This is a genomic window from Pseudonocardia hierapolitana (genome assembly GCF_007994075.1).
Taxonomy (GTDB): domain Bacteria; phylum Actinomycetota; class Actinomycetes; order Mycobacteriales; family Pseudonocardiaceae; genus Pseudonocardia; species Pseudonocardia hierapolitana.
Genome location: NZ_VIWU01000001.1, coordinates 6,224,897 through 6,250,385, shown reverse-complemented (window position 1 = coordinate 6,250,385; position 25,489 = coordinate 6,224,897). Strand labels below are relative to the sequence as shown.

Below are 25,489 nucleotides of genomic sequence, written 5' to 3'. Positions count from 1 at the left end.
GTCGCGGGCGCGATCATGGACGGGTGCGAGCGCCGACACTGACCGATGGGGCGGTGACCCTGCGGGCCCACACCGCCGCCGACCTGGACGGCCTGCTGGCGTTCGCCCGCGATCCGGAGACCGCCCGCTGGACGCGCATCCCGCACCCCTACGGCCCGGCCGACGCGCGCCGGTGGATCGAGGAGACGGTTCCCGCGGGGTGGCGCGACGGCACGGCGGCGCGCTGGGTGGTGGAGGCGGAAGGACGGTTCGCCGGCAACGTGGACGTCCACCGGGGTACGCCACCGTTCGTCGGTTACGGGCTCGTCCCGGCTGCGCGCGGGCGTGGCCTCATGTCGAGGGCGCTGCGGCTGGCGGCCCGCTGGGCGTTCGAGCAGGCCGGGCTGCCGGTGCTGCACTGGTGGGCGCAGGCGGGCAACCTCGCGTCGTGGCGGGTGGCGCACGCGTGCGGCTTCACGTTCGAGGGCACCCGGCGCCTGGCCCTGCCCCGCCGCGACGGCCTCGCCGACGGCTGGTTCGCCTCGCTCACCCCCGACGAGGAGATGGCGCCCCGCACCACCTGGTGGCCGGTGCCCGAGCTGGTGGGCGAGCGGGTGCGGCTGCGCCAGCACACCGATGCGGACGTGCCCCGCATCGTCGAGGCGTGCAGTGACCCGCGTACCCGGCACTGGCTGGCCACGCTGCCGCACCCGTACACCGAGGACACCGCGCGGGACTTCGTGATGGACTGCCGGCTCGCCGAGTCACTCGGGCAGAAGGTCACCTGGGCGGTCGCCGACCCCGTCGACGACCGGCTGCTCGCCAACGTCTCCGTCTTCCGGCTCGACGACCCGATGAACCCCACCGGCGGGGAGATCGCTTACTGGGCCCACCCGGACGCGCGCGGGCGCGGCGTGGTCGGCGAGGCCGTCGACCTCGTCGTCGCGCACACGTTCACGCCGCGCGAGCGGGGCGGGCTCGGCCGCCACCGGCTGCAGATCGGCGCGTCTCGGGACAACACGGCGAGCAGGCACGTCGCGGAGCGGGCCGGCTTCACCCTGGTCGGGGAGGTGCACCAGGACGGCGTCGTCGGCGTCGGTGCGGACCGCACGGTCGACGACGGTGTCTGGTACGAGCTGCTGGCGCCCCGGACGTCCTGATCGCGCCCCGTGATCGGCAGGTCGACGCGAGAACGGCGAAACAGAGGCTGTGCTGTCTTGCCACGTCTGTCGAGGTCGTCCTGACGATCTGGACGGTGTCGCGCGCCGCAGCTTCACCAGGGCCTTCGGCGGCGCCAGGGCCTTCGGTGGCGCCGCGCATCGTGCGGGGCCGCCCCTCCGGTCAGCACAACGCGGGCAGGCCGGGGGCCTGCCCTTCGGGCGCGCGGCACCACCGAAGGCCGGCCTCGCGGGCATGATCAAGGCTTTGGCGCGAAAACGGGCGAAAACGACACGGCAACGCGCCGAACTGCCGATCGCGCCGCTCGTAGCGCCGGCACAGCCGACTTCACACACCCAGTACGGACTTCACACAAGGAACGATCTCCGCCGCTCGCGCACCCGTTCACCGCCCAGGCATCCCGTCGACCGGGCGCGTGGGCCGACACGGGGCGCGCGAGCGCACACCGGGCGCGCGACCGGCACCGAGGCCCGCTCACCTGTCCGGGAGACCGGCCTGCTGGCGACGCCGCGCACCCCACCGGGCAGGCCCCCGGCCCGCCCGCACCGCATGCCCGAGGGGCCGCAGAGGCTCACAGGTCAAGGGTCGCGCACCGATCGCGAAGCGACGCCGCAGGCGCCCTTGAGCTGGGAGGGGCGGCCCCGCACAATGCGCGGCGCCGCCAGCAGGCCCACCGACATCCACGGAGCGCGGACACGGCGCGGCTATGCCCCGCCGGGGTTGAGCGTGACCTCGATCGGCTGGTAGCCCTCGCCGGTGACGTCGACGCCCTCGCCCCGCAGCTGGTCGAGGGCCCGCTGCACGTAGGTGTTGGTGTGGGCCTCTGCGTCGGGGTCGCGGGTGAGCACGGTCTGCCCGTCGGCGTTGACCGCGGTGCGCGCCACCTGGACGGTCTGGGTCCACGCCGCCTCGTCGATCGAACCCGCGCCGTCCGGCGACGGCCAGATCAGCTTGTTCACCTCGTTGACCTGCCACAGCTGGTGGCTCGCGCCGAGCGTGGAACCCGCGGCGACGACCATGTCCCGGCACGACTCGACGTTGTCCCGGCAGTACGCCCAGCCCTCGAGGGAGCCTGCGATGAACCGGGTGGTGAGGTCCTGGTAGGCCGGGTCCTGAAGCCGCTCGGTGCTGGCCCAGATGGCGTCCTGCAGCATGGCGGTGCCGGTCTCGTTCCAGTCGATCACGGAGAAGTCGCTCGGCTGGTAGAGCTGGCCCGTCGCGGGGTTGGTGGCCTCCAGCACCTGCGCGTACTCGTTGTAGGACATGGCCTGGGCGGCGTCGATCTCTCCGGAGAGCAGCGCCTGCATGTCGAACTGCTGCTGCACCAGGGTGACGTCCGTGGCGGGCGTGAGCCCGGCCTTCGTCATGCCGGCGAACAGCTCGAACTCGTTGCCGAAGCCCCAGTTGCCGACCTTCTTGCCCTTGAGGTCGGCGGGCGTCGTGATCCCCTTGTCCGCGAACGCCACCTGGTAGGTGCCCGACCGCTGGAAGATCTGGGCGACGTCGGTGATCCCCGCGCCCTGCTCGCGCGAGGCGAGCGCCTTCGGCACCCATGCGATCGCGAAGTCGGCCTGGCCCTGCGCGAGGACGGTCTGCGGGACGATGTCGACCCCGCCCTCCAGGATCTCCACGTCCAGCCCGCGCTCGGCGTAGAAGCCCTGCTCGACGGCCGCGATGTAGCCGGCGAACTGGCCCTGCTTGAACCACTGCAGCTGCAGCCGCACCTGCTGCGGGCCCTCAGCGGGTGGCGCGCTGCCGCCGCCTTGTGGGGTGACGCTGCAGGCGGTGACCGCCACGAGGAACGCAGCCACCAGGGCGAGGCGGCGGATGACCGAGCGAGGCATGGGGACCTCCGGGGGTTCAGGCGGTACGACCGCGGGTCACCAGGCGCTCGATGAGCAGCCCGGCAAAGTGGAACAGCAGCCCCAGTGCGATCGAGGCGGCGACGAAGGCCCACGCGCGGGCGTAGGCGGTGTTGGCGGCGGCCGAGGTGATGCGGCTGCCGAGCCCGTTCTGCAGGCCGCCGAAGTACTCGGCGACGATCGAGGCGATCACCGCGGCCGGGGCGGCGAGCCGCAGCCCCGTCATGATGTACGGCACGGCACCGGGCAGCCGGACGAACCGCGCGTGCTGCCACGGGCTGGCGGCGAGGGCCGTCATGAGCTCGGCGTGCACGGGCTGCACCTGCCGCAGCCCGCGCGCGGTCGCGACGAAGACCGGCACCGTGACCACGACCGTCACCACCAGCCGGCGCGGGATCTCGGTGGCCGAGCCGTACATCGTGGTGAAGACGGGTGCGAGCGCGACGATCGGGACGGCGCTCGCGGCCAGCACGATCGGCGTGGCCAGCTCCCCGAAGATCCGCGACCGAGCGGCCAGCAGCGCCAGCGCCACGCCGAGCACGAAGCCGGCCACGAGACCGATGAGGGCGTTGCCGCCGGTGACCGCGGTCGTGGAGAGGATCACCGGGAGCTGGGCGCCGACCTGCTCGGCGATCGCGCTCGGCGCGGGCAGCAGGAAGGCCGGCACCCCGGCGATCCGGACGACCAGCTCCCACACCACCAGCAGGCCGAGCCCGAACACGACCGGCGGCCACACGGCCGCGAACCCGCGGGGACCGCGCCGCGGGCCGGCCTCGACCCCGGCGGCACCCGGCACGACCCGGGTCACGCGTGCCCCTTGCGCAGCGCCTCGCGCACGGTCGTGATCGCGGCGAAGAACGCGCCCGACTCGCGGACGTCGTCGACGTCCTCGTCGGGGCCCGGGCGCTCCCCGGTGACGACCTCGGTGATCCGCCCGGGGCGCGGGGACATCACGACCACGCGGTCGGACAGCACGACGGCCTCGGGGATCGAGTGCGTGACGAACAGGACGGCGGCGTCGGTCTCCCGCGCGATGCGCAGCAGCTCGGCCTGCATCCGCTCCCGGGTCATCTCGTCGAGCGCGCCGAACGGCTCGTCCATCAGCAGCAGGCGCGGGCTGGGCGCGAGCGCGCGGGCGATCGCCACGCGCTGCTGCATGCCCCCGGACAGCTCGCTCGGACGCGAGCCCGCGAACTCGGCCAGCCCGACGAGTTCCAGCAGCTCGGTGGCCCGCGTCCGGCGCTTCGCCTTGTCGACCCCGTGGACGTGCAGGGGCAGCTCGACGTTCTCGACGACGCTGCGCCACTCCAGGAGCCCGGCCTGCTGGAAGGCGATCCCGTAGTCCTGGTCCAGCCGTGCCTGGTACGGGGTCTTCCCGCCGACCAGCACGCTTCCCGACGTGGGCTGCTCCAGGTCGGCGACCACGCGCAGCAGGGTGGACTTCCCACACCCGGACGGCCCGATCAGCGAGACGAACTCGCCCGCGGCGATCTCCAGGTCGATGCCGTCCAGGGCGTGGACGTCCCCGAACCGCTTCTGGACCCCCGCGAGCTGCACGGCGTTCATCGGACACTCCCCCGGTACCGGCGCAGTGCGACGTCCAGCAGACCGACCGCGCCCGCCGCGAGGAGCCCGAGCGCGGCGGCGCCGAGGATCGCGGTGTAGAGGCGCGACGGGTCACCGGTGGCCGACTGCGCGTACTCGATGATCAGGCGGCCGATCCCGCCGCGCGTGCCGGTGGAGATCTCCGCGACGATCGCCCCGACCACGGCCGCGGCCGCCGCGAGCCGCACCGCCGGGAGCAGGAACGGCACCGACGTGGGCAGCCGCAGCCGCAGCAGCGTGGTCCACCAGCCGGCGGCGAGGGTGCGGAACAGCTCGACGTCGGCCTTCGCGGGCGCGTTCAGGCCGCGGAGCATCCCGACGGCGATCGGGAAGAACGCCAGGTACGACGAGATCACCATGACACTCGCCCACGGCTGCCACGACCAGCCCATGATCGCGATCTTGCCGCCCCACCCGGCCACGAGCGGGGCGATCGCGATCAGCGGCACCGTCTGCGACGCGACGACGTAGGGCAGGGCCGCGCGCTCCAGCAACCCGAACCGCTGCATGGCCAGCGCCAGCAGCATCCCGAGCACCCCGCCGAGCACCAGCCCGCCCAGCGCGAGGCCGAGGGTGAACAGCGCCCCCGACGCGACGGCCGCGCCCACCGTGCGCGCGTCGGCCGCACCGGCCACCTCCGGCTCGAGGAGCCGCCCGAGCACGGTCCAGACGTGCGGCATGGCCGAGTCATCGGTGCGGGGCAGGACCCGGGTGTCGCCGATCAGCACGCCGTCGCCGGGCAGCGCGAGCTTGACCAGCTCCCACAGCACCACCAGCAACACGAACGCCGCCACCGCAGCGACGACCGTGCGCGCCCGACCGACCATCCCGCGCTCCCCTCAGACCGGGTGATCCTCTGAGCAGGGGATGACGGTAGCGTTACGAACGCGTTCCCAATAGGGCATGTACTCCGCCAGGGGGCCGCTGATGCGCGAGACCGTGGCGCGTCTGCTGCACGAGATCGCAGGCGCGCGGGTCCACGACATCGTCGAACTCGGCAATCCGGTGGCGCCGGTACTGCGGATCACCCTCGATGCCGACTACCCCGGGATCGGCCGCTCCGTCATCGCCGAGCTACGGCGGCGTGCGGGAGCCGGGTGGAACGGGGGATCCCGCGTACCTCGACAACGAGCGCCGCGCGCTCGAACACCTCGAGCGGGCCGGCGTCGCACTCGCGCCGCTCATCCTGACCAGCGACGTCGGTGTCGTCCTCATGACCGACATGGGCACGGGGCCGTCGGTGCAGGATCTGCTGATCGCCGACGCCTCGACGCCGGCCGAGCGCGGACTCGTCGCGCTGGCGTCCGCGGCCAGCAGGGTGCACGCGGCGCGCGGTTCCGAGCGGTTCAGGGCGGCTCGCCGCGTGCCGTTCCTCGACGATCCGCTCGGCTCGTGGAGCGACCTGTGTGCCGCTGCCGACGACCTGGGCTTCCCATCACCCGCGCACGCCTGCGCCGATGCGGAGGCTCTGGCGGGGGCGCTGGCCGACGAACGGTTCCGCGGCTTCACCCACGGCGACCTGACGCCGAGCAACGCCGTGGTGATCGATGGAGAAGCGCGGATCTTCGACTTCGAAGGGGCCGGCGTCCGCCATCTCGGGATCGATGCCGGGTGCCTCCGATTGTCGTTCCCCCAGTACGGGCGCTGGGCCGTCCTGCCGGGCCCGGTGCTGGCGAGGATGGACCGGGCCTACCGCGCCGAGCTGGTCGAGGGGCGCCCCGCCGTCGCGGACGACGCGGTGTACGAGCGGCTGATGGCCGAGGGCTGCCTCGCCTGGGCGGTCGTCCGGGCCTCGAGGCTGCGGCTGATCGCGTCCGCTGATCAAGCGTCCGACGGCGCACCCAGATCGTGCACACGCTCACCGCCGCGACCGATACCGCCGGGCCCACTGGGCTCTATCCCGCGCTGACTCGGTGGCTCGACGACCTGGTCGAGGAGATGAAGTACCGGTGGGACGAGGCCCGGCTCCCACCGCGGGTGTTCAGGGCGTTCGACCCGCTCTGACTGATCGCTTCCTCCGCGTTTGCCGTCGCCCTCGGCGATCACGGTGATCCACGCCGCGGGCCACCATGCCGACTACCGGGGCATGCGCCGCCACAGCGCCCGCGGCGCGTGCCGCAGCACCGCGAACACGGGCCGCAACACCCTCGGCACCCACACCTCACCCCGGCCCGCCCGCAGGGCGGCGACCGTGGCATCGGCGACCTGGTCCGGCTTGGACGAGAACGGCGCCGGAGTCATCCCCTCGGTCATCCGGCCGATCACGAAACCCGGCCGGACCAGCAGCAACCGCACACCGCTGCCGTGCAGGGAGTCGGCGAGCCCGCTCGCGAACCCGTCGAGGCCCGCCTTCGCCGAGCCGTACACGAAGTTGGCCCGGCGCACCCGTGCACCCGCCACGGAGGAGAACACGACCATCGTGCCGCGCCCCTGCTCCCGCAGGATCGCGGCGAGGTGCAGGAGCAGCATCACGTGCGCGACGTAGTCGGTGTGCACGATCTCCACGGCGTGCGCCGGGTCGCGCTCGGCGCGGGCCTGGTCGCCGAGGATCCCGAAGGCGACCACGACGACGTCGAGCCTGCCGTGGCGACGCACGACGTCCAGCAGCACGGCGCGGTGGGCGTCCAGGTCGTCGGCGTCGAACTCGACGCGGTCGACCGCCGCCCCGGCCTCGCGCAGCAGCTTCTCCTCGGCGTCGAGGTCGGCACTGCGCCGGGCCGCGAGCACGACGGTGTTCCCGGCGGCGAGCCGCTTCGCCACGGCCAGCCCGATCTCGCTGCGACCCCCGAGCACCAGCACTGTTTCCGTCACCAGCCGAGCCTGGCACAGCGTGTCCGCGCGGATCCTGCGGTCCTCGCAGGATCCACGGGCCCTGCGAAGACCCTGCTCGGCGAGCGGAGATACTGGCGGGCATGCGCGCCGCAGTGCTGGGGAGTCCCGTTGCCCACTCGCTGTCGCCGGTGCTGCACTCGGCGGCGTACGGGGCGCTCGGGCTCGACGGGTGGCACTACGACGCACACGAGTGCGATGAGACCGGCCTCGCCGGTTTCGTCGACGAACTCGGCCCCGAGTGGGCCGGCCTGTCGCTCACGATGCCGTTGAAGCGGGTGGCCCTGGACGTCGCCCGGGACGTCTCCCCGCTCGCGGCGGCCGTCGGCGCGGCCAACACGCTCGTGCTCACCGACGGCCGCCGGTACGCCGAGAACACCGACGTCGCGGGCGTCGTCGAGACCCTGCGCGGCGCCCCGCCCGGCGGGCGCGCGGTCGTGCTCGGCGCGGGCGGCACCGCGCAGGCCACCCTTGCCGCGCTGCGCGAGCTCGGCATCGCCGACATCACCGTGCTCGTGCGCTCCACGGCGCGGGCCGGCGAGCTGCAGGCCGCCGCCGACCGGCTCGGCGTCGCCCCGGAGATCACCGACGGCCTGCTCGACCCCACCCGCGCGCGGGCCGCGCTCGCTGACGCCGACGTGGTGGTCTCCACGCTCCCCCGCGGCGCCGCCGACGGCCTCACCGGCGTGCGGCCGGGCGCCGTGGTGCTCGACGTGGTCTACGCGCCGTGGCCCACCGCGTTCGCGGCGGCCGCAGACGCCTCGGGAGCGCGCGTCCTCAGCGGGCTGGAGATGCTGCTGCACCAGGCGGTGGCACAGGTGGAGCTGATGACCGGCCTCGCCCCGCCGGTCGACGTCATGCGCGACGCGCTCGACGCGGCGGTCGCGGCGCGCGCCTGACCGTTACCATCCGGCCATGGAGGGCAGGCGCGGTACCAACCTGCCGCGCGTCGCCGACTTCAACCAGGCCGTGATCCTCGACGCCATCCGCCACGCCCCCGACGGCCTGTCCCGGGTGGAGCTCGCCGAGCTCACCGGCCTCTCCGCGCAGTCGGTCTCCAACATCACCCGGCGGCTGCTGGACCGCGAGCTCATCACGGAGGCGGGCACGCTCGTCCAGGCCGGCCGGGGCAAGCCACGCACCCTGCTGCGGCTGCACCCCACCGGGCACTTCGCGATCGGCGTGCACATCGACCCCACCGTCACGACGGTCGCACTGCTCGACCTCGTCGGCGACGTCGTGGCATCGGTCCGCACGCTGCCTGCGTCGGCGACGTCACCGCCCGAGCTGGTCACCGCGATCGTCGAGGCCGCCTCCGGGTTGGTCACGTCCACCGGGATCGACGCCGGCCGCGTCCTGGGTATGGGCATCGCCGCGCCCGGCCCGCTCGACCCGGGCACCGGCGTCGTGCTGGAGCCGCCGCTGCTGCCGGAGTGGACGCGCGTCGGCCTGCGGAAGCTGCTGCACGAGGCCACCGGTTACCCGGTGGTGCTGCACAAGGACGCGGCCGCCGCTGCGCTGGCCGAGCTGTGGCGCGGCTCGGCCACCGCCCTCGCGGACTTCGTGTTCCTCTACCTGGGCACCGGGCTCGGGGCAGGGCTCGTGATCGGCGGCGAGCTGCTCGGCGGGAGCACGGACAACGCGGGCGAGATCGGGCACCTGATCGTCGACGCCGACGGGCCGCGCTGCCGCTGCGGCCAGCGCGGCTGCGTCGGGCCGGCGTGCATGCCGCGCACCCTCGTGGCCGAGGCCGCCGACGCGGGCCTGCTCCCCCCGCTCCCGCCGGACGCAGGCGACCGCGAGATCGACGAGCTGTTCACCAGGATGTGCCGGCTGGCCGCGGCCCGGCCCATCCTCGAGCGGAGCGCGGCACGGCTGGCACGCGGCGCGGCCACCATCGCCAACCTGCTCGACGTGCGCGCCGTCGTGGTCGGCGGACCGATCTGGGACCGGATCAGCGAGGTCTTCCTGCCGATCCTGCGTGACACGCTGCTCACCACCACCGAGGCCCGCCACGTGCACCCCGTCGCGACGCTGGGCAGCTCGCTCGGCCCGGACGTCGGCGCGATCGGCGCCGGGTGCCTCGTGCTCGAGCACTCCTTCTCCACCCGGCCGTCCACGCTGCTGCTCGGGCCCCGGGACGATCAGGTGGCCGCCGCCCCCTGATCGCGCCGGTGCACCGACACGACGTAGTCGCCCGCCGCGTAGGGATCACGTTCCCAGGTGGCGAACCGGTCCTCCGGCACGGCGCCGGCCGCGGCGCACCACCGGTCGTGGTCGTCCGGGGTGGGCCAGCCCGGCCGCAGCCGGAAGCCCGCGACGAGCCGGCCGCCGGGCGCGAGGTGCGCGATGCACGCCGCCACCGCGCGCGCCCGCCGTTCGGGTGCGATGTACGCCACGACGTTGCCGGCGAGCACCACCACGTCGAACCGCTCCGGCCGGTCGAGGTCGGCGAGGTCCGCGGTGACCCACTCCAGCTCGGGGGCCTTCGCACGGGCGGCGGTGATCATGTCGGGGTCGGCGTCCACGCCCAGCACTCCGATCCCGCGCCGGGCCAGCTCGATCGCGACCCGTCCGGTGCCGCACCCGCCGTCGAGCACCCGGACCGGTGCGTAGGAGGCCACGAGGTCGGCCTCACCGTGCGGGTTCCGCCCCGACTCGGCCAGCCGCCGGAAACGCTCGTCGTAGCGGGCGAGGTCCTCCTGCTCGCGCCAGGCATGCCAGTCGTCGGGAAGGTCGGACATGCCGGCCAGGCTAGGGAACACGATCCCGGCACCGGCGGTTGACCTGGCCGTGAAGGTGGAGATCTGGTCGGACGTCGTGTGTCCGTGGTGCGCGGTCGGCAAGCACCGCTTCGAGAAGGCGCTCGCGCGGTTCGACCACCGCGACCAGGTCGAGGTGAGCTACCACAGCTTCGAGCTGGACCCCGGCGCACCGCCGGAGCAGGAGGGTGACCTCAACGACCACCTCGCCGCCAAGTACGGCATGACCCGCGCCGAGGCCGAGGCCAAGCACCGCCAGATGACGGCGATGGCCGCCGAGGACGGCTGGGACTTCCACTTCGACCGCGCCCGCCGCGGCAACACGTTCGACGCCCACCGCCTGCTGCACCTCGCGGCGGAGCGCGGCGTGCAGGACGCGGTGAAGGAGCGCCTCTTCCGCGGCTACTTCACCGAGGGCGAGCCGATCGCCGACCCCGCCACACTCGTCCGGCTGGGCGCAGAGGCCGGGCTGGACGCGGACGAGGCCCGCGAGGTCCTCGCCTCCGACCGGTACGCCGAGGCCGTGCGCGCCGACGAGCGGCAGGCCCAGGCGTACGGCATCACCGCCGTGCCCTTCTTCGTGGTCGACCGCAAGTACGGCGTTGCGGGCGCCCAGCCGCCGGAGGCGCTGCTACAGGTGCTCGACACCGCCTGGGCCGAGGCCCACCCGCTGCAGGTCCTCACGCCGGCCGGTGGCGACGAGGCTTGCGCCGACGGCTCCTGCAGCGTCTGACCAACCGCGGGCCTGACGTCCAGGCCTGCTGGCGGCGCCGCGCATCGTGCAGGGCCGCTGCTGGACCAGGCCGTGCACAGAGACAGGCAACGCGGTCAAGGCTCCTGACCGAAGGCCTCCTGACGGCGCCGCGCATTGTGCGGGGGCCGCCCCTCCCAGCTCAAGGGCGCCTGCGGCGTCGCTGCGCGATCGCTGCGCGACCCTTGACCTGCGAGCCTCTGCGGCCGCTCGGGCATGCGGTGCGGGCAGGCCGGGGGCCTGCCAGTGGGGGTGCGCGGCGCCGCCAGCAGGCCGGTCTCACGGGCAGGTCACGGGCATCTTCCCGCCCGTCACGCACCTGGTGTGCTCGCGCGCCCCGTGTCGGGCCACGCGCCCGGTCGACGGGGTGCGTGGGCGGAGAACGGGTGCGCCGGTTGCGGAGATCGCTCCGATCAGCACACCGGGGGCTCGGCGGTGACGTTGATGTACTCCTCGGGCCGATCCCGAGGGCCCTCTCTCCCCGCCGACAGCCACTTCACACACCCAGTGGCGACTTCACACAAGGCCGGCCTTGTGTGAAGTCCGTACTGGGTGTGTGAAGTCGCCTATGTGACGGCGCCCCGGGCGGCGTCATCGACAGTTCGGCGCGTTGCCGTGTCGCTTTCGACCGTTTTCACGCGGAGCCTCGATCTTGGCCGTGGGACCGCCTTCGGTGGCGCCGCGCGCCCGAAGGGCAGGCCCCTGGCCTGCCCGCATGGCTTGCCCTCAGGGGTCGCAGAGGCTCAGAGGTCAAGGGTCGCGCAGCGATCGCGCAGCGACGCCGCAGGCGCCCTTGAGCTCTGAGGGGCGGCCCCGCACGATGCGCGGCGCCACCGAAGGCCTTGCCGGGAGGCGCCACCGAAGGCCCTGGTCGAAGGCTTCAACGCCGGAGGGGCTCCACCCGGCCCACGCCGACGAACGGCCCTTTCGTCGCCTAGGTTCCGACGAACGCGCCGTTGGTCGGAAGCAGGGCCGGTGGATCAGCCGCAGACCGCGCCCTGGGCCGCGGAGCCCACGAGCCGGGCGTACTTGCCCAGCACCCCGGTGCGCAGGGTCGGCTCGGGCGGCGTCCGCTAGGCCCGCCGCCGGGCCGGCTCGGGCTCGTCGGCCTCGACGTCGAGGGACGTCGAGCAGCGCCCGCATGACGACGGGCACCCCGCCGACCTGGTCGACGGTGGACATCACGTGCGGGCCGAACGGCTTCACGTCCGCCAGGTGCGGCACGCGGTCGCCGATGCGGTTGAAGTCGTCGAGCTCGAGGGGCACGCCCCCTCCCATGCGATGGCGAGCAGGTGCAGCACCGCTTTCGTGAGGCCCCGGGTGACCTCCGCGCTCCGTGGCTGGAGGTTCGTCGTCAGTGCTCCCCGGCGACGGCACTGGGTACGGCCCGCACGTCCTCCCGCTCGTGCCTCCGGCCGACCACCATGACCACGATCCCCGCCATCACCATGAACCCGGCGACGACGAACATGCCCGCCTCGTTGTTGCCCGTGAGGTCGCGCAGCCACCCGGTCATGTACGGCCCGGCGAAGCCACCGATGTTGCCGAACGAGTTGATCATCGCGATTCCCGCGGCCGCGCCCACACCCGTGAGGAACGTGCTGGGCAGCTGCCAGAACACCGGGATCGCCGAGTTGACCCCCGCGGCGCAGAGCGTCATCGCGGCGATCACGAGGTAGGGCGAGTCCATGAACAGCGCCGACGCGACGCCCACCGCTCCGATGAAGGCCGGGACCGCCACGTGCCACCGCCGCTCGCCGGTGCGGTCCGAGTGCCGGGCGTTGAAGATCATCACGACGCACGTGATCGCGTACGGGATCGCGGTGATCAGGCCGATCTGCGCGATCGAGAACTCGATCGCGAACGTCTCCTGCAGGTCCGAGACGACCTGTGGCAGGAAGAACGCCAGCGTGTAGTTGCCGAACACGATCCCGAAGTAGACGAGCGACAGTCCCACGACGCGCGAGTCGCGCAGGCCCTCCCGCAGCCCGGTGGTGTGCGGCACGTGCGCCGCGTCCTCGTCGGCGATCTTCTTCTCCAGCGCGTCCCGCTCGTCGGGCGACAGCCAGCGCGCCTTGCGCGGCCGGTCCGGCAGCAGCAGGAGCACCAGGAAGCCGACGAGGATCGAAGGCAGGCCCTCGACGAAGAACATGAACCGCCAGCCGGCGTCGAAGCCCCACGCACCGTCGCCGTACTGGATCAGCAGCGTGGAGATGGGCGAGCCGACCACCGACGAGATCGGCACGGCCAGGAAGAACAGCGCCACCACCTTGGCCCGCTGTACGCGTGGGAACCAGTAGGTGAGGTAGAGGATGATCCCGGGGAAGAAACCGGCCTCGGCGACGCCCAGCAGGAACCGCACGATGTAAAAGCTGACCTCGCCCTGCACGAACGCGGTGCTCGAGGCGATGATCCCCCAGGTCACCATGATCCGGGCGATCCAGAGCCGGGCGCCGACCTTGTGCAGGATGACGTTGCTCGGCACCTCGAAGAAGAAGTAGCCGATGAAGAACAGGCCGGCGCCGAGGCCGTAAGCCGCCGCCGACAGCCCGAGGTCCGCGTTCATCGTCAGCGCGGCGAACCCGACGTTGACGCGGTCGAGGTAGTTCAGCAGATAACACAGTCCGAGGAACGGCAAGAGCCGCCACATCGCGCGGCGCACCGCGCCCTCCACCACCTGCTCCTGCCCGGTCCCCGCGTCGGCCATCGGCTCCTCCTCGAGCTCATCAGAGGACTACACCTAACCGTCCGGCCGACCGGAGATCAACATTTGATCCCGCGACGACGAACGGCACTCCGTCCGCCAGCGTCGGACAGGAGTGCCGTTCGTGCAGAGTGGATCAGTCAGTCGCGGCGCCCGCGACCCCCCGCCGTGGCGAAACCACGGTCCCGGCGGATGTTCGTGCGCCGCCCCTTCAGGGTGGTGCCACCCCGGAGGCTGCGCAGCACGTCGTCGGCGGCGTGCTCGGGGATCTCCACCAGCGCGTGCCGCTCGTGGATCTGGATCGCGCCGATGTCGCGCCCGGACAGGCTCGACTCGTTGGCCAGTGCCCCCACGATGTCCTGCGGCCGCACGCCGTTCGACCGACCCGCGTTGACGAACAGGCGCGTCGTGCCTGCCTTCGGCGGGCGGGTGCCTGCGGCGCCGCCGCGACCGCGGGGCTCGCGGCGCTCACCGGAACGGGGCGTGACGACCGGGATGTCCTCGGCGTCGTCGGGGGCGCCGGTGGCCGCCTGCAGCAGCCGGACCGCCGCCGCGGCGACGTCGACCGGGTCGAACTCGCCTGCGAGCCCGGCCAGCATCTCGCGGACACCGTCGCCGGACTCCTCGTCGCGCAGGTCGTCCACGAGCCGCTCGCGCAGCGCGGCCGCGGTGCGCTCCAGCCGGGCGGCCCGCAGGTCGGCGGCCGTGGGCACGGGGGCGAACTCGATCGGCTGCCCGGTGAGCCGCTCGACGGCGCGCATCGCGTGCACCTTCGACGGCGGCACGAGCGTGATCGCCACGCCCTCGCGCCCGGCGCGGCCGACCCGGCCGATCCGGTGCACGTACGCCTCCGACGACTGCGGCACGTCGTGGTTGACCACGTGCGTGAGCAGGTCGATGTCCAAGCCGCGGGCCGCCACGTCGGTGGCGACGAGCAGCTCGGTGCGCCCGCTGCGCAGGCGCTCGACCACGCGGGTGCGGTGCTCCTGGTCCATGCCGCCGTGCAGCGCCTCGGCGCGCAGGCCGCGGGCGGTGAGCGTCTCGGTGACGGCGTCGACGTCGAGCCGGGTGCGGCAGAACACGATCGCGGCCGTCGGCCGCTCCGCCTCGAGCACGCGTCCGAGCGCGGCGGTGGTGTGGGTGCGGGGCACCAGGTAGGCCGTCTGGCGGACCTTGGGGGCCTCGCCCTCGGGCACCGCCTCCCGGCGGATCCGGACGGTGACCGGCTCCCGCAGGTACTTCTGGGCGAGCGTCTCGATGCGCCGCGGCATGGTGGCCGAGAACAGGACGGCCTGCCGGGTGTCCGGCGTGGCGTCGAGCAGCGTCTCGATGTCCTCGACGAAGCCCATGTCGAGCATCTCGTCGGCCTCGTCGAGCACGACGGTCTCGAGCTCGTCCAGGCGCAGGGCGCCGCGGTTCATCAGGTCGATCGCGCGGCCGGGGGTGGCCACGACGACGTCGACACCCTGCTGCAGTGCCTTCCACTGCGGGCCGGCGGGAGCGCCGCCGTACACGGTGACGACGCGCGCGCGGAGGCCGCGCCCGTACCGGGTGACGGCCTCGGCCACCTGCAGGGCGAGCTCACGGGTGGGGGTGAGGACGAGCCCGAACGGCGCGTCCCCGCGGCCCTGCTCGGACCGCTGCTCGGCGAGGCGCTCCAGCATCGGGAGCGCGAACGCCGCGGTCTTGCCGGTGCCGGTGGCGGCCTGGCCGAGCAGGTCACGGCCCTCGACCAGCGGCGCGATCGACTGGGCCTGGATGGGGCTGGGGTACTGGTAGCCCAGCTCCTCGACCTCGCGCAGCAGCTCCTCGCGCAGTGGCAGATCCGAGAAGCGGGGGAGGTCGGAGAAGCTGGGCTGGTCGAGCTCGTGCTCGTTCTCGATCAAGAATCGTCTTCCGTCGCAGGGACGGGAGCACCGACGGCGCTCCCGCGGGATGAGCCCGCGGGGCCGTCGGCACGACTACTACCTGGCCGGTGCGGTCTCAGGTGGTCCAACACACCACCGACCTCACATAGTCCCAGGTGATCGCCGTCACGCCCCCACCGGGGCCAAGGAGCGCGCCGAAGAACCCCGACCTACTGCGCGACGCCCAGGCGGCCACCCCGCTGCGTTGTCGTCGTCGCCGATACAACCCGGCAGGGGACTCCTCCTCCGCCTTGCGATGCGGCCACCTGGCCGCCGCTCGCTACGGCCGCGGTTCTTCAGCACGCTCCTCCTGCCGCAGCGCCGGGAGCACGTCCTTCTCCCATGCCGTGAAGAAGCCCTCCATGTCGTGACCCATCTGGGAGACGTACACCTCGTCGACGCCGGCATCGATGTACTCGCGGATCTGCGCGAGCTGCGCGTCCACGTCGTCCCCGCAGGCCACCGCGTTCGCCGTCGACTCGCGCGTGACGAGCGTCTGCGCGTCCATGAAGTCGCGCGGGCGGGGCAGCGTCTGGGAGAGCTGGCCGGGCAGGCCCTGGTTGCCCCAGGTGCGGTGGGCGATGTCGACGGCGCGCTCGGCGTCGCGGTCCCAGCACACCTTCGTGCCCGCCTGCACCGGCTTGCCCTCGCCGCCCGCCTCCTTGAAGACCCGGATCAGGTCGGCGTCCGGCGAGGTCGTGACGTAGCCGTCGCCGATCCGGCCGGCCAGCTCGGTGGCCTGCGGGCCGAACCCGGACACGTAGATCGGCACGGGCTCCGCGGGCAGCGTGTAGATCCGCGCGTCCTGCACCTCGTAGTACGTGCCGTGGAAGCTGATCTCCTCGCCCTCGTGCAGCTTCCGGATGACCTCGATCGCCTCCTCCAGCATCTCCAGCCGGACGCCGACCGAGGGCCACTGGTCGCCCAGCACGTGCTCGTTCAGGGCCTCGCCGCTGCCGACGCCCAGCACGAACCGCCCGTCGAGCTGCGCGGCCGCTGTCGCGGCGGCCTGGGCGATGATCGCCGGGTGGATGCGGAACGTCGGGCAGGTCACCGCGGTCGTCACCGGTAGCGACGTCGCCTGCGAGAGCGCGCCGATCACACCCCACACGAACGGGCTGTGCCCCTGCTCGTCGTTCCAGGGGTGGAAGTGGTCGGAGATCCAGAGCTTCTCGAAGCCGGCGGCTTCCGCGCGCCTGGCCTGATCGATGAGCTCCTTCGGGCCGAACTGCTCGCAGGACAGGAAGTAGCCGATGCTCGCCATGTCGGCAGCGGTACCCGCAATGCCCCACACCCACGCCGCGAACGATCCCGGCGGGTGACGAGCAACGCGTGCCGCTGCACGCCGATCTGCGCGAGACCGACACGATCCTGACCGCCGCGGCCCGCACCCTGGACTTCACGCGGCCCGTCGCCTTGATCCTCAGCGGCATGCTCGGGCACATCACCGGCTACGACGAGGCCCGCGCCATCGTCGGGCGGTTGCTCGCCGCGCTGCCGGCTGGAAGCCACCTGCTGGTGTGCGGCGGCACCAGCACCAACGAGTCGCTCAACGAAGCGCAGCAACAGCACAACGACCGCGGCGCGGTGCAGTACCAGCTGCGCACGCCGGAGGAGATCGCCGGCTTCTTCGACGGGTTGGAACTCGTCGAGCCGGGGGTCGTGAGCTGCCCGCTGTGGCGGCCCGAGACCACACCCTTCAGCGACCCGCGGGGCGTCGACGCCTACGGCGGCATCGGCCGCAAGCCCTAGGAGCGCCCTCACGCGGAGGTGGCACCTGCCGCGTGAGGCCGGTTCCGGTCAGCGCTTGCCGTCACCCCCGGCGAGTCCCGCGCGGCGGAGGGCGTCGGCCATCGCGCTGTTCGCCGGCGCGCCCGAGCCCTGGCGCTGCGCGCCCCGCCGGTCGCCACCGCGACGGTCGCCGCCCCGCTGGTCCCCACCCCGCTGATCCCCGCCACGCTGGTCCCCGCGACCGCGGTCGCCTGCCTTGCGCTCGCGCGGCCCGCCCTTGCGGTCGCGGTTCTGATCCCGCGGGCCGCCACGGTTCTGCTCACGCGGGGCACCACGGTTCTGCTCCCGCGGGCCACCACGGTTCGGCCGCCCCGCCCCGCCGGCCTCGTCCTCGAGCCGCAGCGTGAGCGAGATGCGCTTGCGCGCCTCGTCGACCTCGAGGACCTTGACGCGCACGACGTCGCCGGACTTCACGACGTCGCGGGGGTCGGACACGAACTGGTTGGACATCGCCGAGACGTGCACGAGCCCGTCCTGGTGGACGCCGATGTCGACGAAGGCGCCGAACGCGGCCACGTTCGTGACCACGCCCTCCAGGAGCATCCCCGGCTTGAGGTCGGAGATCTTGTGGACGCCCTCGGCGAAGGTGGCGGTGCGGAACGCGGGGCGCGGGTCGCGGCCGGGCTTCTCCAGCTCGGCGAGGATGTCGGTGACGGTGGGGAGCCCGAACTGCGCGTCGACGAAGTCCTGCGGCTTGAGCGACTTGATCTTCTGGGCGTTGCCGATCAGCGCGTCGATGTCGGTCTTCGCGCGCTCCAGGATCCGGTGCACCACGGGGTAGGACTCGGGGTGCACGCCGGAGACGTCCAGGGGATTGTCGCCGCCGCGGATGCGCAGGAAGCCCGCGCACTGCTCGAACGCCTTCGGGCCGAGCCGCGGCACGTCCGCGAGGGCCGTGCGGGCGCGGAAGGGGCCGTGCGTGTCGCGGTGCTGCACGATCAGCGCGGCGAGGCTCTCGGTGATGCCGGAGACCCGGCGCAGCAGCGGCACCGACGCGGTGTTGACGTCGACGCCGACCGCGTTCACGCAGTCCTCGACCACCGCGTCGAGCGACCGGGACAGCGACGACTCGGGGAGGTCGTGCTGGTACTGCCCCACGCCGATCGACTTCGGGTCGATCTTCACCAGCTCGGCGAGGGGGTCCTGCAGCCGCCGGGCGATCGAGACGGCGCCGCGCAGCGACACGTCGAGGTCGGGGAGCTCGGCGGAGGCGTAGGCCGACGCCGAGTACACCGACGCCCCGGCCTCGCTGACCATCACCTTCGTGAGCTTGAGCGCGGGGTTGCGGGCCACGAGCTCGCCCGCGAGCTTGTCGGTCTCGCGCGACGCGGTGCCGTTGCCGATCGCGATCAGCTCGACGTCGTGGGCCGCGGCGATCTTCGTCAGCTTCGCCAGAGCCCCCTCCCAGTCGTTGCGCGGGGCGTGCGGGTAGATCGTGTCGGTGGCGACGACCTTGCCGGTGGCGTCGACGACCGCGACCTTCACCCCGGTGCGCAGACCCGGGTCCAGGCCCATCGTGGCCCGGCTGCCCGCGGGCGCGGCGAGGAGCAGGTCGCGCAGGTTGGCGGCGAAGACGCCGATGGCGCCCTCCTCGGCCACCGTGCGCAGCCGCACCCTGATGTCGATCGAGAGGTGCAGCAGGATCCGGGTGCGCCAGGCCCACCGGACGGCGTCGGAGAGCCACTTGTCGGCGGGGCGGCCCTCGTCACGGATGCCGAACGCGGCCGCGATCGTGCGCTCGTAGTCGGTGACGACGCCGGGCTCGACGGGCTCGGCCTCCGGTTCGAGGGCGACGTCGAGCACCTCCTCCTTCTCCCCGCGGAAGGCCGCGAGGATCCGGTGCGAGGGGAGCTTGGTGAACGGCTCGGAGAAGTCGAAGTAGTCGGCGAACTTCGCGCCCTCGGTCTCCTTGCCCTCCCGCACCTTCGTGACGAGCCGGCCGCGCGCCCACATCCGCTCGCGCAGACCACCGATCAGGTCGGCGTCCTCGGCGAAGCGCTCGACGAGGATCGCCCGGGCCCCTTCCAGCGCGGCGGCGGCATCGGGGACCTGCTCGTTCAGGTATCCCTCCGCGAGGGCAGCCGGGTCCTGCGTCGGGTCGCCCAGCAACGTGTCGGCGAGCGGCTCGAGGCCGTTCTCCCGCGCGATCATCGCCTTGGTGCGCCGCTTCGGCTTGTACGGCAGGTAGATGTCCTCCAGCCGCGCCTTCGACTCCGCGGCCATGATCCGCGCCTCGAGGGCCTCGTCCAGCTTGCCCTGCTTGCGGATCTCCTCGAGGACGACGGTGCGCCGCTCCTCCAGCTCCCGCAGGTAGCGCAGCCGCTCCTCGAGGGTGCGCAGCTGCGCGTCGTCGAGCGCCCCGGTCGCCTCCTTGCGGTAGCGGGCGATGAACGGCACGGTGGCGCCGCCGTCCAGCAGGTCGACCGCGGCCGTCACCTGGTGCGGGCGCACGCCGAGCTCGTCGGCGATGCGCTGCGGGATCGACTGGGGCTGCTGGGGCGGGGGCTGCTGCTGGGTCGAGAGCGACGTGCTGGTCACCCGCACATCGTCCCGCTAGCCCCGCGGCTCCGCTCCGAGGGGTGGCCGCAGCGCCGCCGCGGCCGCGAGCTCCTGCTCGATGAGCCGCACGGCCTCCGCCGTGCCGCCCTGTTCGCGCAGCTCCCTGCGGATCTCGGCGCTGCGCGCCGCGACCTGCGGCGAGCCCGTGAGCTGCAGCAACGCCGCGCGGAGCTCGTCGGCGGTGACCGTCTCCGACTCGACGCGGCGTGCCACCCCTGCCGCGACGAGCGCGTCGGCGTTCCCGAACTGGTCGACGGCCTGTGGCGCGGCGATCATCGGCGTGCCGGTCCACAGCCCCTCGGACGAGCCGCCCATGCCGGCGTGGGTCAGGAACGCGTCGGCCTGCTCCAGGATCGCCAGCTGCGGCACCCAGGAGTGCACCTCGACCGAGGCCGGCACGTTCCCGAGGACGGCGGGGTCGACGTACTTCCCGACCTGCAGGACGACGTGCCAGCCGGGCAGGTCGCCGAAGGCCTCGACGCAGCGGCGGTAGAAGTCCGGGTGGTCGGTGAACGCGGAGCCCAGCGAGACCAGCAACACCTTCTCCGCGTCCGCAGGGCGGGTCCACTCCCCCTGCTCGGGCCGGGGAGCCAGGCACGGCCCGACGAACGTGTACTGCGGTCCGACGCTGTCGGCGTTCGGCTGCAGCACCCGCGGGATCAGCACCAACGACTTCTCGGGCCGGCCCATCCACCCCTCCACGGGCGGTTGGCCGTTGGCGGCCAGCCACTCCCGCTCGACGCGGTACATCTCCGCGCCGCGCGGGTCGGCCTTCCACGCGTCCGTGGTCTCCTTCATGTCCTCCTCGTAGCCCTCCCAGGCCACGTAGGTCGGCGAGAGCTGGACGGCGGGGATCTCCCACTGGGCGCCGAGGATGCGGGCCGGGGCGCCCGCGATGTCGTAGAGGAACAGGTCGGGCCGGTCGTTCTCGTATGCCGCTCGCAGTTGCGGCAGCATCGCGATCGCGTCGTCGAGGAAGAGCCGCAGCGCCTCGATCGCGTCGCCGTCCCAGGAGTCGTCGCGGTGGAACGGCAACGTCGACTCGTACGGGACGAGCTCCGCCCCGACGCCCCGCACCGTCTCGGCCCACGCCGGGTCGTTCGCGTACGTCACGCGGTGCCCGCGGGCCACCAGCTCCCGGATGACCTCCAGGCTCGGGTTCACGTGCCCGGGTGCCGGGATGCTGACCATGGCGATGTGCGCCATCGAACTCCTTCTTCCCGTCGGAACGAGACGACTCGTCTCGCCACACGACGATGCAGGAGGCGCGTCCAGCCTGTCAAGACGATTCGTCTCGTCTCGCCTGTGAGTAGGATCGCCCCGTGCCCCCCGACCCGTCCCGGCGCAGCGAACGCTCCCGCCGCGCGATCCTCACCGCCGCGACCGATCTCGTGCACGAGGTCGGCTACCGCAAGCTGACGATCGAGGCGATCGCCGCCCGGGCGGGCGTCGGGAAGCAGACGATCTACCGGTGGTGGCCGTCGAAGGGCGCCGTGGTGCTCGACGGCTTCCTCGCCGCGGTGAACGAGAACCCGGACGACCTCTCGCTCCCCGACACCGGCGACGTCGCCGCCGACATCCGCGGCGTCGTGCGCGCGATCGTCGCCGAGCTCGCCGACCCGACGCTCTCGGGCACCACTCGCGCCCTGATGACCGAGATGCAGGACGACCCCGAGTTCGCCGACATGGTTCGCGAACGGTTGCTCGGGCCGCAGCTGCAGGCCATCGCCGACCGGCTGCGCGCCGCCCAGGAGGCCGGGCAGCTGCGCGCCGACCTGGACGTGCCCGTGGCCGTCGAGCTGCTCGTGGGGCCGCTCTACCACCGGTGGCTGCTGCGCACGGCTCCGCTCACCGAGGCCTATGCAGACACGGTCACGGAGCTGGCCCTGCGCGCCCTCTCCCCCTGATGGAGCAACGCGTTTCGTCCTGAATGGCGCTCAACGGCACGGAGGGTCAGCGCATTCACCCGACCGTGACACGGCGGACACGTGACGTGCTCACGCTGCTCAGAGGTAGTCCTACGCCTCGACCCCGGAGCAGCCATGACCGCCGCACCCACCGCCGGCCCGCACGCGGGCGCCCCACTCCCCGACGGCCAAGACTCATCGACACAGCCCGACCGCCTCTCAGGCGGGGCACTCGGTCTCACGTCCGTCCTGTTCTGCATCGTCACCGGCGCCGCCCCGCTCGCCGCGATGCTGTTCAACGTCCCCGTGGCGACGCTCGGCGGTGGTTACGCCTCCCCGGCCGCGTTCGCCGTCGCCACCGTCGCGCTGACGATCTTCTCGGTCGGCTACATCGCGATGTGCCGGCGGGTGACCTCGGCCGGCGGCTTCTACACGTTCGTCACCCGCGGTCTCGGGCGCGTGCTCGGGCTGGGCTCCGGCCTCCTGATCGCCCTCTGCTACATGGTGTTCACCGCCGCCGTGACCGGCACGATGGGCTACTTCGCGTCGACGACCGTGGCAAGCCTGACCGGCCTCGTGCTGCCCGCCTGGGTCTACATGATCGTCGGGCTCGGCCTGATGACCGTGTTCGCCCTGTTCCACATCGAGCTCACCGCCAAGGTGCTCGGGGTTGCGCTGGTCGCCGAGGTGGTCGTGCTCGCGGTGCTCGCGATCGGCGTCTTCGCGGCCGGGGGCGCGGAGGGCTTCTCGCTCGCCCCGCTCAACCCGCTCGCCATCTTCGACAACCCGGCCGCCGTGCAGGTCTTCGGCGCGGGTGCGTCCGGCATCGCGCTGTTCGCGGCGTTCTGGTCGTGGGTCGGCTTCGAGATGGCCCCCAACTACGCCGAGGAGACCCGCGACCCGCACAAGATCGCCCGTACCGCCACGTACGGCTCGGTCATCGGGCTCGGCGTGCTGTACGTGATCATCTCCTACGTCTACGTCACGGGCTGGGGTCTCACGGGGGCGGTCGAGGCCGTGCAGGCGCAGTACGCGGGCGAGATCGCATCGGCGTTCTACCCGCTCACCGACCGCTACGTGGGCACGTGGGCCACGGTCCTGATGGAGATCCTCATCGTCACCGGCTCGTTCGCCTGCGCGATGGCGTTCTACAACACCAGCGCCCGCTACCTGTTCGCGCTCGGCCGCGAGGGCGTGCTGCCCACCGCGCTCGCCCGCACGTCCCACCGGCACAGCCCGGTGACCGCCTCGATCGCGGTCACCGCCCTCGTCGGCCTGTACTGCCTCGCCTTCGTGCTCTACGACCCGAGCAACGAGGGCGCGCTGCTCAAGCTCGGCACGTGGTCGCCGCTGCTCGGCGTGCTCGGCATCCTCGGCGTGCAGGCGCTCGTCTCGATCGCGATCATCCGCTACTTCCGCACCACAGCGCGCGACGGCTTCCGCTGGTGGTCCACGCTCGTCGCCCCCGTCCTCGGGTTCGCCGCCATGGCAGGCGCGTGCACGCTGCTCGTCGTCAACCGCTACGACCTCGCAGGCGCGGACGACGCCGCGTTCATCGTGCTGCTGCCCTGGGTGGTGCTCGCGGTGTTCGTCGGCGGCCTCGTCCTCGGGTTGGTGCTGCGCAGCCGCTACCCCGACCGCTACGCCCGCATCGGGCAGTTCGAAGTCCCCGAGACCGACGCCGAGCCGACCGGAGCCGCAGCATGACCGCCGTCCAAGAACCCGCCGTCACCGCCGCAGCCCACCCGCTCGAGCCGCTCACCGCCGACGAGATCGTCACCGCGGCCGCGGTGCTGCGCACGGAGCAGGGCCTCGGTGACTCCGCGCGCTTCGTGTTCGTGGCCCTGCACGAGCCGCCGAAGTCCGCCGTCCTCGCCTGGACGCCGGACGCCGCGCCGCTGCCGCGGGAGGCGCACGTCGTGCTCTACGACCGGGCAGCGCGCACGACCTACGAGGCGGTCGTGTCGCTGACCGACCGGGCCGTCCGGTCCTGCACGCCCGTGGAGGGCGTGCAGCCGCCGATCATGGCCGAGGAGTTCACGTCCTGCGAGGCGATCGTCCAGGCCGATCCCCGCTGGCAGGAGGCCATGCGCAGGCGCGGGATCGAGGACTTCTCCCTCGCCATGATCGACCCGTGGGCGTCCAGCTGGACCGGGCCGGAGGACGACCCGTCGGCCCGCCGCATCGCCCGCCCGCTCACCTGGGTGCGTTCGGCACCCGGCGAGCACGGCTACGCCCGGCCGGTCGAGGGCCTGGTCGTGGTGGTGGACCTCGATGCGGGCGAGGTGGTGGAGGTCGCCGACCACGGCGTCGTGCCGCTGCCCGGCCGGCCGGGCAATTACGAGGAGCCCTGGCTCTTCGAACCCGGCAACGTGCCCGCGGTCGAGGCCTACCGCACCGACGTCTCCCCGATCTCGATCACCCAGCCCGACGGGCCGAGCTTCACCGTCGACGGGCACGCGGTGACGTGGCTGGGCTGGCAGTTGCGGATCGGGTTCACCCCGCGGGAGGGGCTCGTCCTGCACGAGGTCGGCTACGACGGGCGGCCGATCGTCTACCGCGCCTCCCTCGCCGAGATGTACGTCCCCTACGGCGACCCGGCGCCGACGCACCGGTTCAAGAACGTGTTCGACCAGGGCGAGTACGGCGTCGGATGGCTGGCCAACTCCCTGACCCTCGGCTGCGACTGCGTGGGTCACATCCACTACTTCGACGGCGTCGTCAACGACAACGACGGCGCCCCCGTCACCATCCCGAACGCGGTCTGCATGCACGAGGAGGACGCCGGGATCGCCTGGAAGCACACCGACTTCCGCACCGGGGCGGTGCAGGTGCGCCGGCGCAGGAGGCTGGTGGTCTCGACGATCGTGACCGTCGGGAACTACGAGTACGGCTACTTCTGGTACCTCTACACCGACGGCACGATCGAGTACGAGGTCAAGCTCACCGGCGTGATCTCCACCGGCGCGGTGGCCCCCGGCGAGGAACCGGCGCACGGCACCCTCGTCGCCCCTGGTCTCTACGGGCCCCATCACCAGCACTTCTTCTGCGTGCGGCTGGACATGACCGTGGACGGCACCGCCAACACCGTGGTGGAGATCGACTCCGCGCCGAGCCCGCCCGGCCCGGAGAACCCGCACGGCAACGCCTGGCAGACCCACCGAACGGTGCTCGCCAGCGAGGCGGTGGCCCAGCGTGACCTCGACGCGTCGAGGGCCCGGTACTGGAAGATCGAGAGCGCCGAGCGGACGTCCGCGCTCGGCGCCCCGACCGCGTACGCGCTGATGCCCGGCGCGAACGTGCCGCCGATGTACCCGGGGGAGGCGCTGTTCGCCCAGCGGGCGGGCTTCACGCAGCACCAGCTGTGGGTCACCGCGGCCGACGACACGCAGCGGTACGCCGCGGGCGACTACCCCAACCAGCACCCGGGCGGGCAGGGACTGCCGGCGTACGTGGCGGGCGACCGGCCGCTGGAAGGCCGGGACGTGGTGGTCTGGTACACGTTCGGGGCCCACCACGTGGTGCGGCCGGAGGACTGGCCGGTGATGCCGGTGAGCACCATCGGGTTCATGCTCAAGCCCAGCGGGTTCTTCGACGGCAACCCCTCACTCGGCCTCCCGCCGTCGGCGCCGCACTGCCACGGCGGCTGAGAAC

The 25,489-nt window shown here is 72.9% G+C and carries 20 protein-coding genes and 1 pseudogene; 9 read left to right on the top strand and 12 right to left on the bottom strand.

Going from position 1 to position 25,489, the window contains the following annotated elements:
- Positions 1–23 precede the first annotated feature (23 nt).
- Complete coding sequence (locus FHX44_RS29810) at positions 24–1,139, top strand: GNAT family N-acetyltransferase (protein WP_147258824.1); 1,116 nt, start codon at positions 24–26, stop codon at positions 1,137–1,139.
- Positions 1,140–1,862: 723 nt separating this feature from the next.
- Here FHX44_RS29810 and FHX44_RS29805 read toward each other — a convergent pair.
- The 4 genes from FHX44_RS29805 to FHX44_RS29790 are packed head-to-tail and all read right to left on the bottom strand — an operon-like array spanning position 1,863 to position 5,452.
- Positions 1,863–3,002: an ABC transporter substrate-binding protein gene (locus tag FHX44_RS29805; protein ID WP_147258823.1), complete on the bottom strand. Its 1,140-nt coding sequence runs from the start codon at positions 3,000–3,002 to the stop codon at positions 1,863–1,865.
- A gap of 16 nt (positions 3,003–3,018) precedes the next feature.
- Positions 3,019–3,828, bottom strand: coding sequence for an ABC transporter permease (locus FHX44_RS29800; protein WP_212612711.1), 810 nt, complete (start codon positions 3,826–3,828; stop codon positions 3,019–3,021).
- Positions 3,825–4,586 carry an ABC transporter ATP-binding protein gene (locus FHX44_RS29795; RefSeq protein WP_147258822.1) on the bottom strand — a complete coding sequence of 254 codons (762 nt, stop codon included), beginning with the start codon at positions 4,584–4,586 and terminating at the stop codon, positions 3,825–3,827. Before FHX44_RS29795 ends, FHX44_RS29800 begins: the two co-directional genes overlap by 4 nt.
- On the bottom strand, positions 4,583–5,452 hold the full coding sequence (locus FHX44_RS29790; RefSeq protein WP_147258821.1) for an ABC transporter permease subunit: 870 nt from the start codon (positions 5,450–5,452) through the stop codon (positions 4,583–4,585). The genes FHX44_RS29795 and FHX44_RS29790 overlap by 4 nt, the downstream gene beginning before the upstream one ends.
- Before the next feature lie 206 nt (positions 5,453–5,658).
- Between FHX44_RS29790 and FHX44_RS29785 the strand changes: the two genes are divergently transcribed.
- Complete coding sequence (locus FHX44_RS29785; RefSeq protein WP_147258820.1) at positions 5,659–6,534, top strand: phosphotransferase; 876 nt, start codon at positions 5,659–5,661, stop codon at positions 6,532–6,534.
- 167 nt (positions 6,535–6,701) lie between these two features.
- Here the strand turns inward: FHX44_RS29785 and dprE2 are convergent, their stop codons facing one another.
- On the bottom strand, positions 6,702–7,436 hold the full coding sequence (gene dprE2, locus FHX44_RS29780; protein ID WP_147258819.1) for a decaprenylphospho-beta-D-erythro-pentofuranosid-2-ulose 2-reductase: 735 nt from the start codon (positions 7,434–7,436) through the stop codon (positions 6,702–6,704).
- 101 nt (positions 7,437–7,537) lie between these two features.
- Between dprE2 and FHX44_RS29775 the strand changes: the two genes are divergently transcribed.
- Positions 7,538–8,353 (top strand): shikimate dehydrogenase, encoded by an 816-nt coding sequence (locus tag FHX44_RS29775; RefSeq protein WP_147258818.1) that lies wholly within the window; start codon positions 7,538–7,540, stop codon positions 8,351–8,353.
- Between the two features lie 16 nt (positions 8,354–8,369).
- Positions 8,370–9,620: an ROK family transcriptional regulator gene (locus FHX44_RS29770; protein ID WP_147258817.1), complete on the top strand. Its 1,251-nt coding sequence runs from the start codon at positions 8,370–8,372 to the stop codon at positions 9,618–9,620.
- Here FHX44_RS29770 and FHX44_RS29765 read toward each other — a convergent pair.
- The gene (locus FHX44_RS29765) at positions 9,599–10,198 is read right to left on the bottom strand and encodes a class I SAM-dependent methyltransferase (protein ID WP_147258816.1); all 600 of its coding nucleotides are present in this window, start codon (positions 10,196–10,198) and stop codon (positions 9,599–9,601) included. The genes FHX44_RS29770 and FHX44_RS29765 overlap by 22 nt on opposite strands.
- On the opposite strand from FHX44_RS29765, the gene FHX44_RS29760 reads away from it, so the two are divergent.
- A complete protein-coding gene (locus FHX44_RS29760) occupies positions 10,197–10,949 on the top strand; it encodes a DsbA family oxidoreductase (RefSeq protein WP_147258815.1) in 753 nt (250 codons plus the stop codon). The genes FHX44_RS29765 and FHX44_RS29760 overlap by 2 nt on opposite strands.
- A 1,143-nt stretch (positions 10,950–12,092) precedes the next feature.
- On the opposite strand, the pseudogene FHX44_RS29755 reads toward FHX44_RS29760, so the two are convergent.
- The 4 genes and pseudogenes from FHX44_RS29755 to FHX44_RS29740 form a co-directional block, all read right to left on the bottom strand.
- Positions 12,093–12,283: pseudogene (locus FHX44_RS29755) on the bottom strand (dihydroxy-acid dehydratase domain-containing protein); the annotation flags it as partial.
- A 38-nt stretch (positions 12,284–12,321) separates the two neighbouring features.
- A complete protein-coding gene (locus FHX44_RS29750) occupies positions 12,322–13,674 on the bottom strand; it encodes an MFS transporter (protein WP_147258814.1) in 1,353 nt (450 codons plus the stop codon).
- A gap of 137 nt (positions 13,675–13,811) precedes the next feature.
- Positions 13,812–15,557 carry a DEAD/DEAH box helicase gene (locus FHX44_RS29745; protein ID WP_246170663.1) on the bottom strand — a complete coding sequence of 582 codons (1,746 nt, stop codon included), beginning with the start codon at positions 15,555–15,557 and terminating at the stop codon, positions 13,812–13,814.
- A 301-nt stretch (positions 15,558–15,858) separates the two neighbouring features.
- Entirely contained in the window at positions 15,859–16,842 is a 984-nt protein-coding gene (locus FHX44_RS29740; RefSeq protein ID WP_147258812.1) for a TIGR03557 family F420-dependent LLM class oxidoreductase, read from the bottom strand.
- Between the two features lie 68 nt (positions 16,843–16,910).
- On the opposite strand from FHX44_RS29740, the gene FHX44_RS29735 reads away from it, so the two are divergent.
- Positions 16,911–17,330 carry an SAM-dependent methyltransferase gene (locus tag FHX44_RS29735; RefSeq protein ID WP_212612710.1) on the top strand — a complete coding sequence of 140 codons (420 nt, stop codon included), beginning with the start codon at positions 16,911–16,913 and terminating at the stop codon, positions 17,328–17,330.
- 48 nt (positions 17,331–17,378) lie between these two features.
- Here FHX44_RS29735 and FHX44_RS29730 read toward each other — a convergent pair whose 3' ends face one another.
- Entirely contained in the window at positions 17,379–19,907 is a 2,529-nt protein-coding gene (locus tag FHX44_RS29730; protein ID WP_212612709.1) for a Tex family protein, read from the bottom strand.
- Positions 19,908–19,922: 15 nt separating this feature from the next.
- On the bottom strand, positions 19,923–21,134 hold the full coding sequence (locus FHX44_RS29725; RefSeq protein ID WP_147258810.1) for a macrolide family glycosyltransferase: 1,212 nt from the start codon (positions 21,132–21,134) through the stop codon (positions 19,923–19,925).
- Positions 21,135–21,250: 116 nt separating this feature from the next.
- On the opposite strand from FHX44_RS29725, the gene FHX44_RS29720 reads away from it, so the two are divergent.
- From FHX44_RS29720 to FHX44_RS29710, 3 genes are all read left to right on the top strand, one after another.
- Positions 21,251–21,835, top strand: coding sequence for a TetR/AcrR family transcriptional regulator (locus FHX44_RS29720; protein WP_147258809.1), 585 nt, complete (start codon positions 21,251–21,253; stop codon positions 21,833–21,835).
- Between the two features lie 135 nt (positions 21,836–21,970).
- Positions 21,971–23,542 (top strand): APC family permease, encoded by a 1,572-nt coding sequence (locus tag FHX44_RS29715; RefSeq protein WP_147258808.1) that lies wholly within the window; start codon positions 21,971–21,973, stop codon positions 23,540–23,542.
- Positions 23,539–25,485 carry a primary-amine oxidase gene (locus tag FHX44_RS29710; RefSeq protein WP_147258807.1) on the top strand — a complete coding sequence of 649 codons (1,947 nt, stop codon included), beginning with the start codon at positions 23,539–23,541 and terminating at the stop codon, positions 25,483–25,485. Before FHX44_RS29715 ends, FHX44_RS29710 begins: the two co-directional genes overlap by 4 nt.
- Positions 25,486–25,489: the final 4 nt, after the last annotated feature.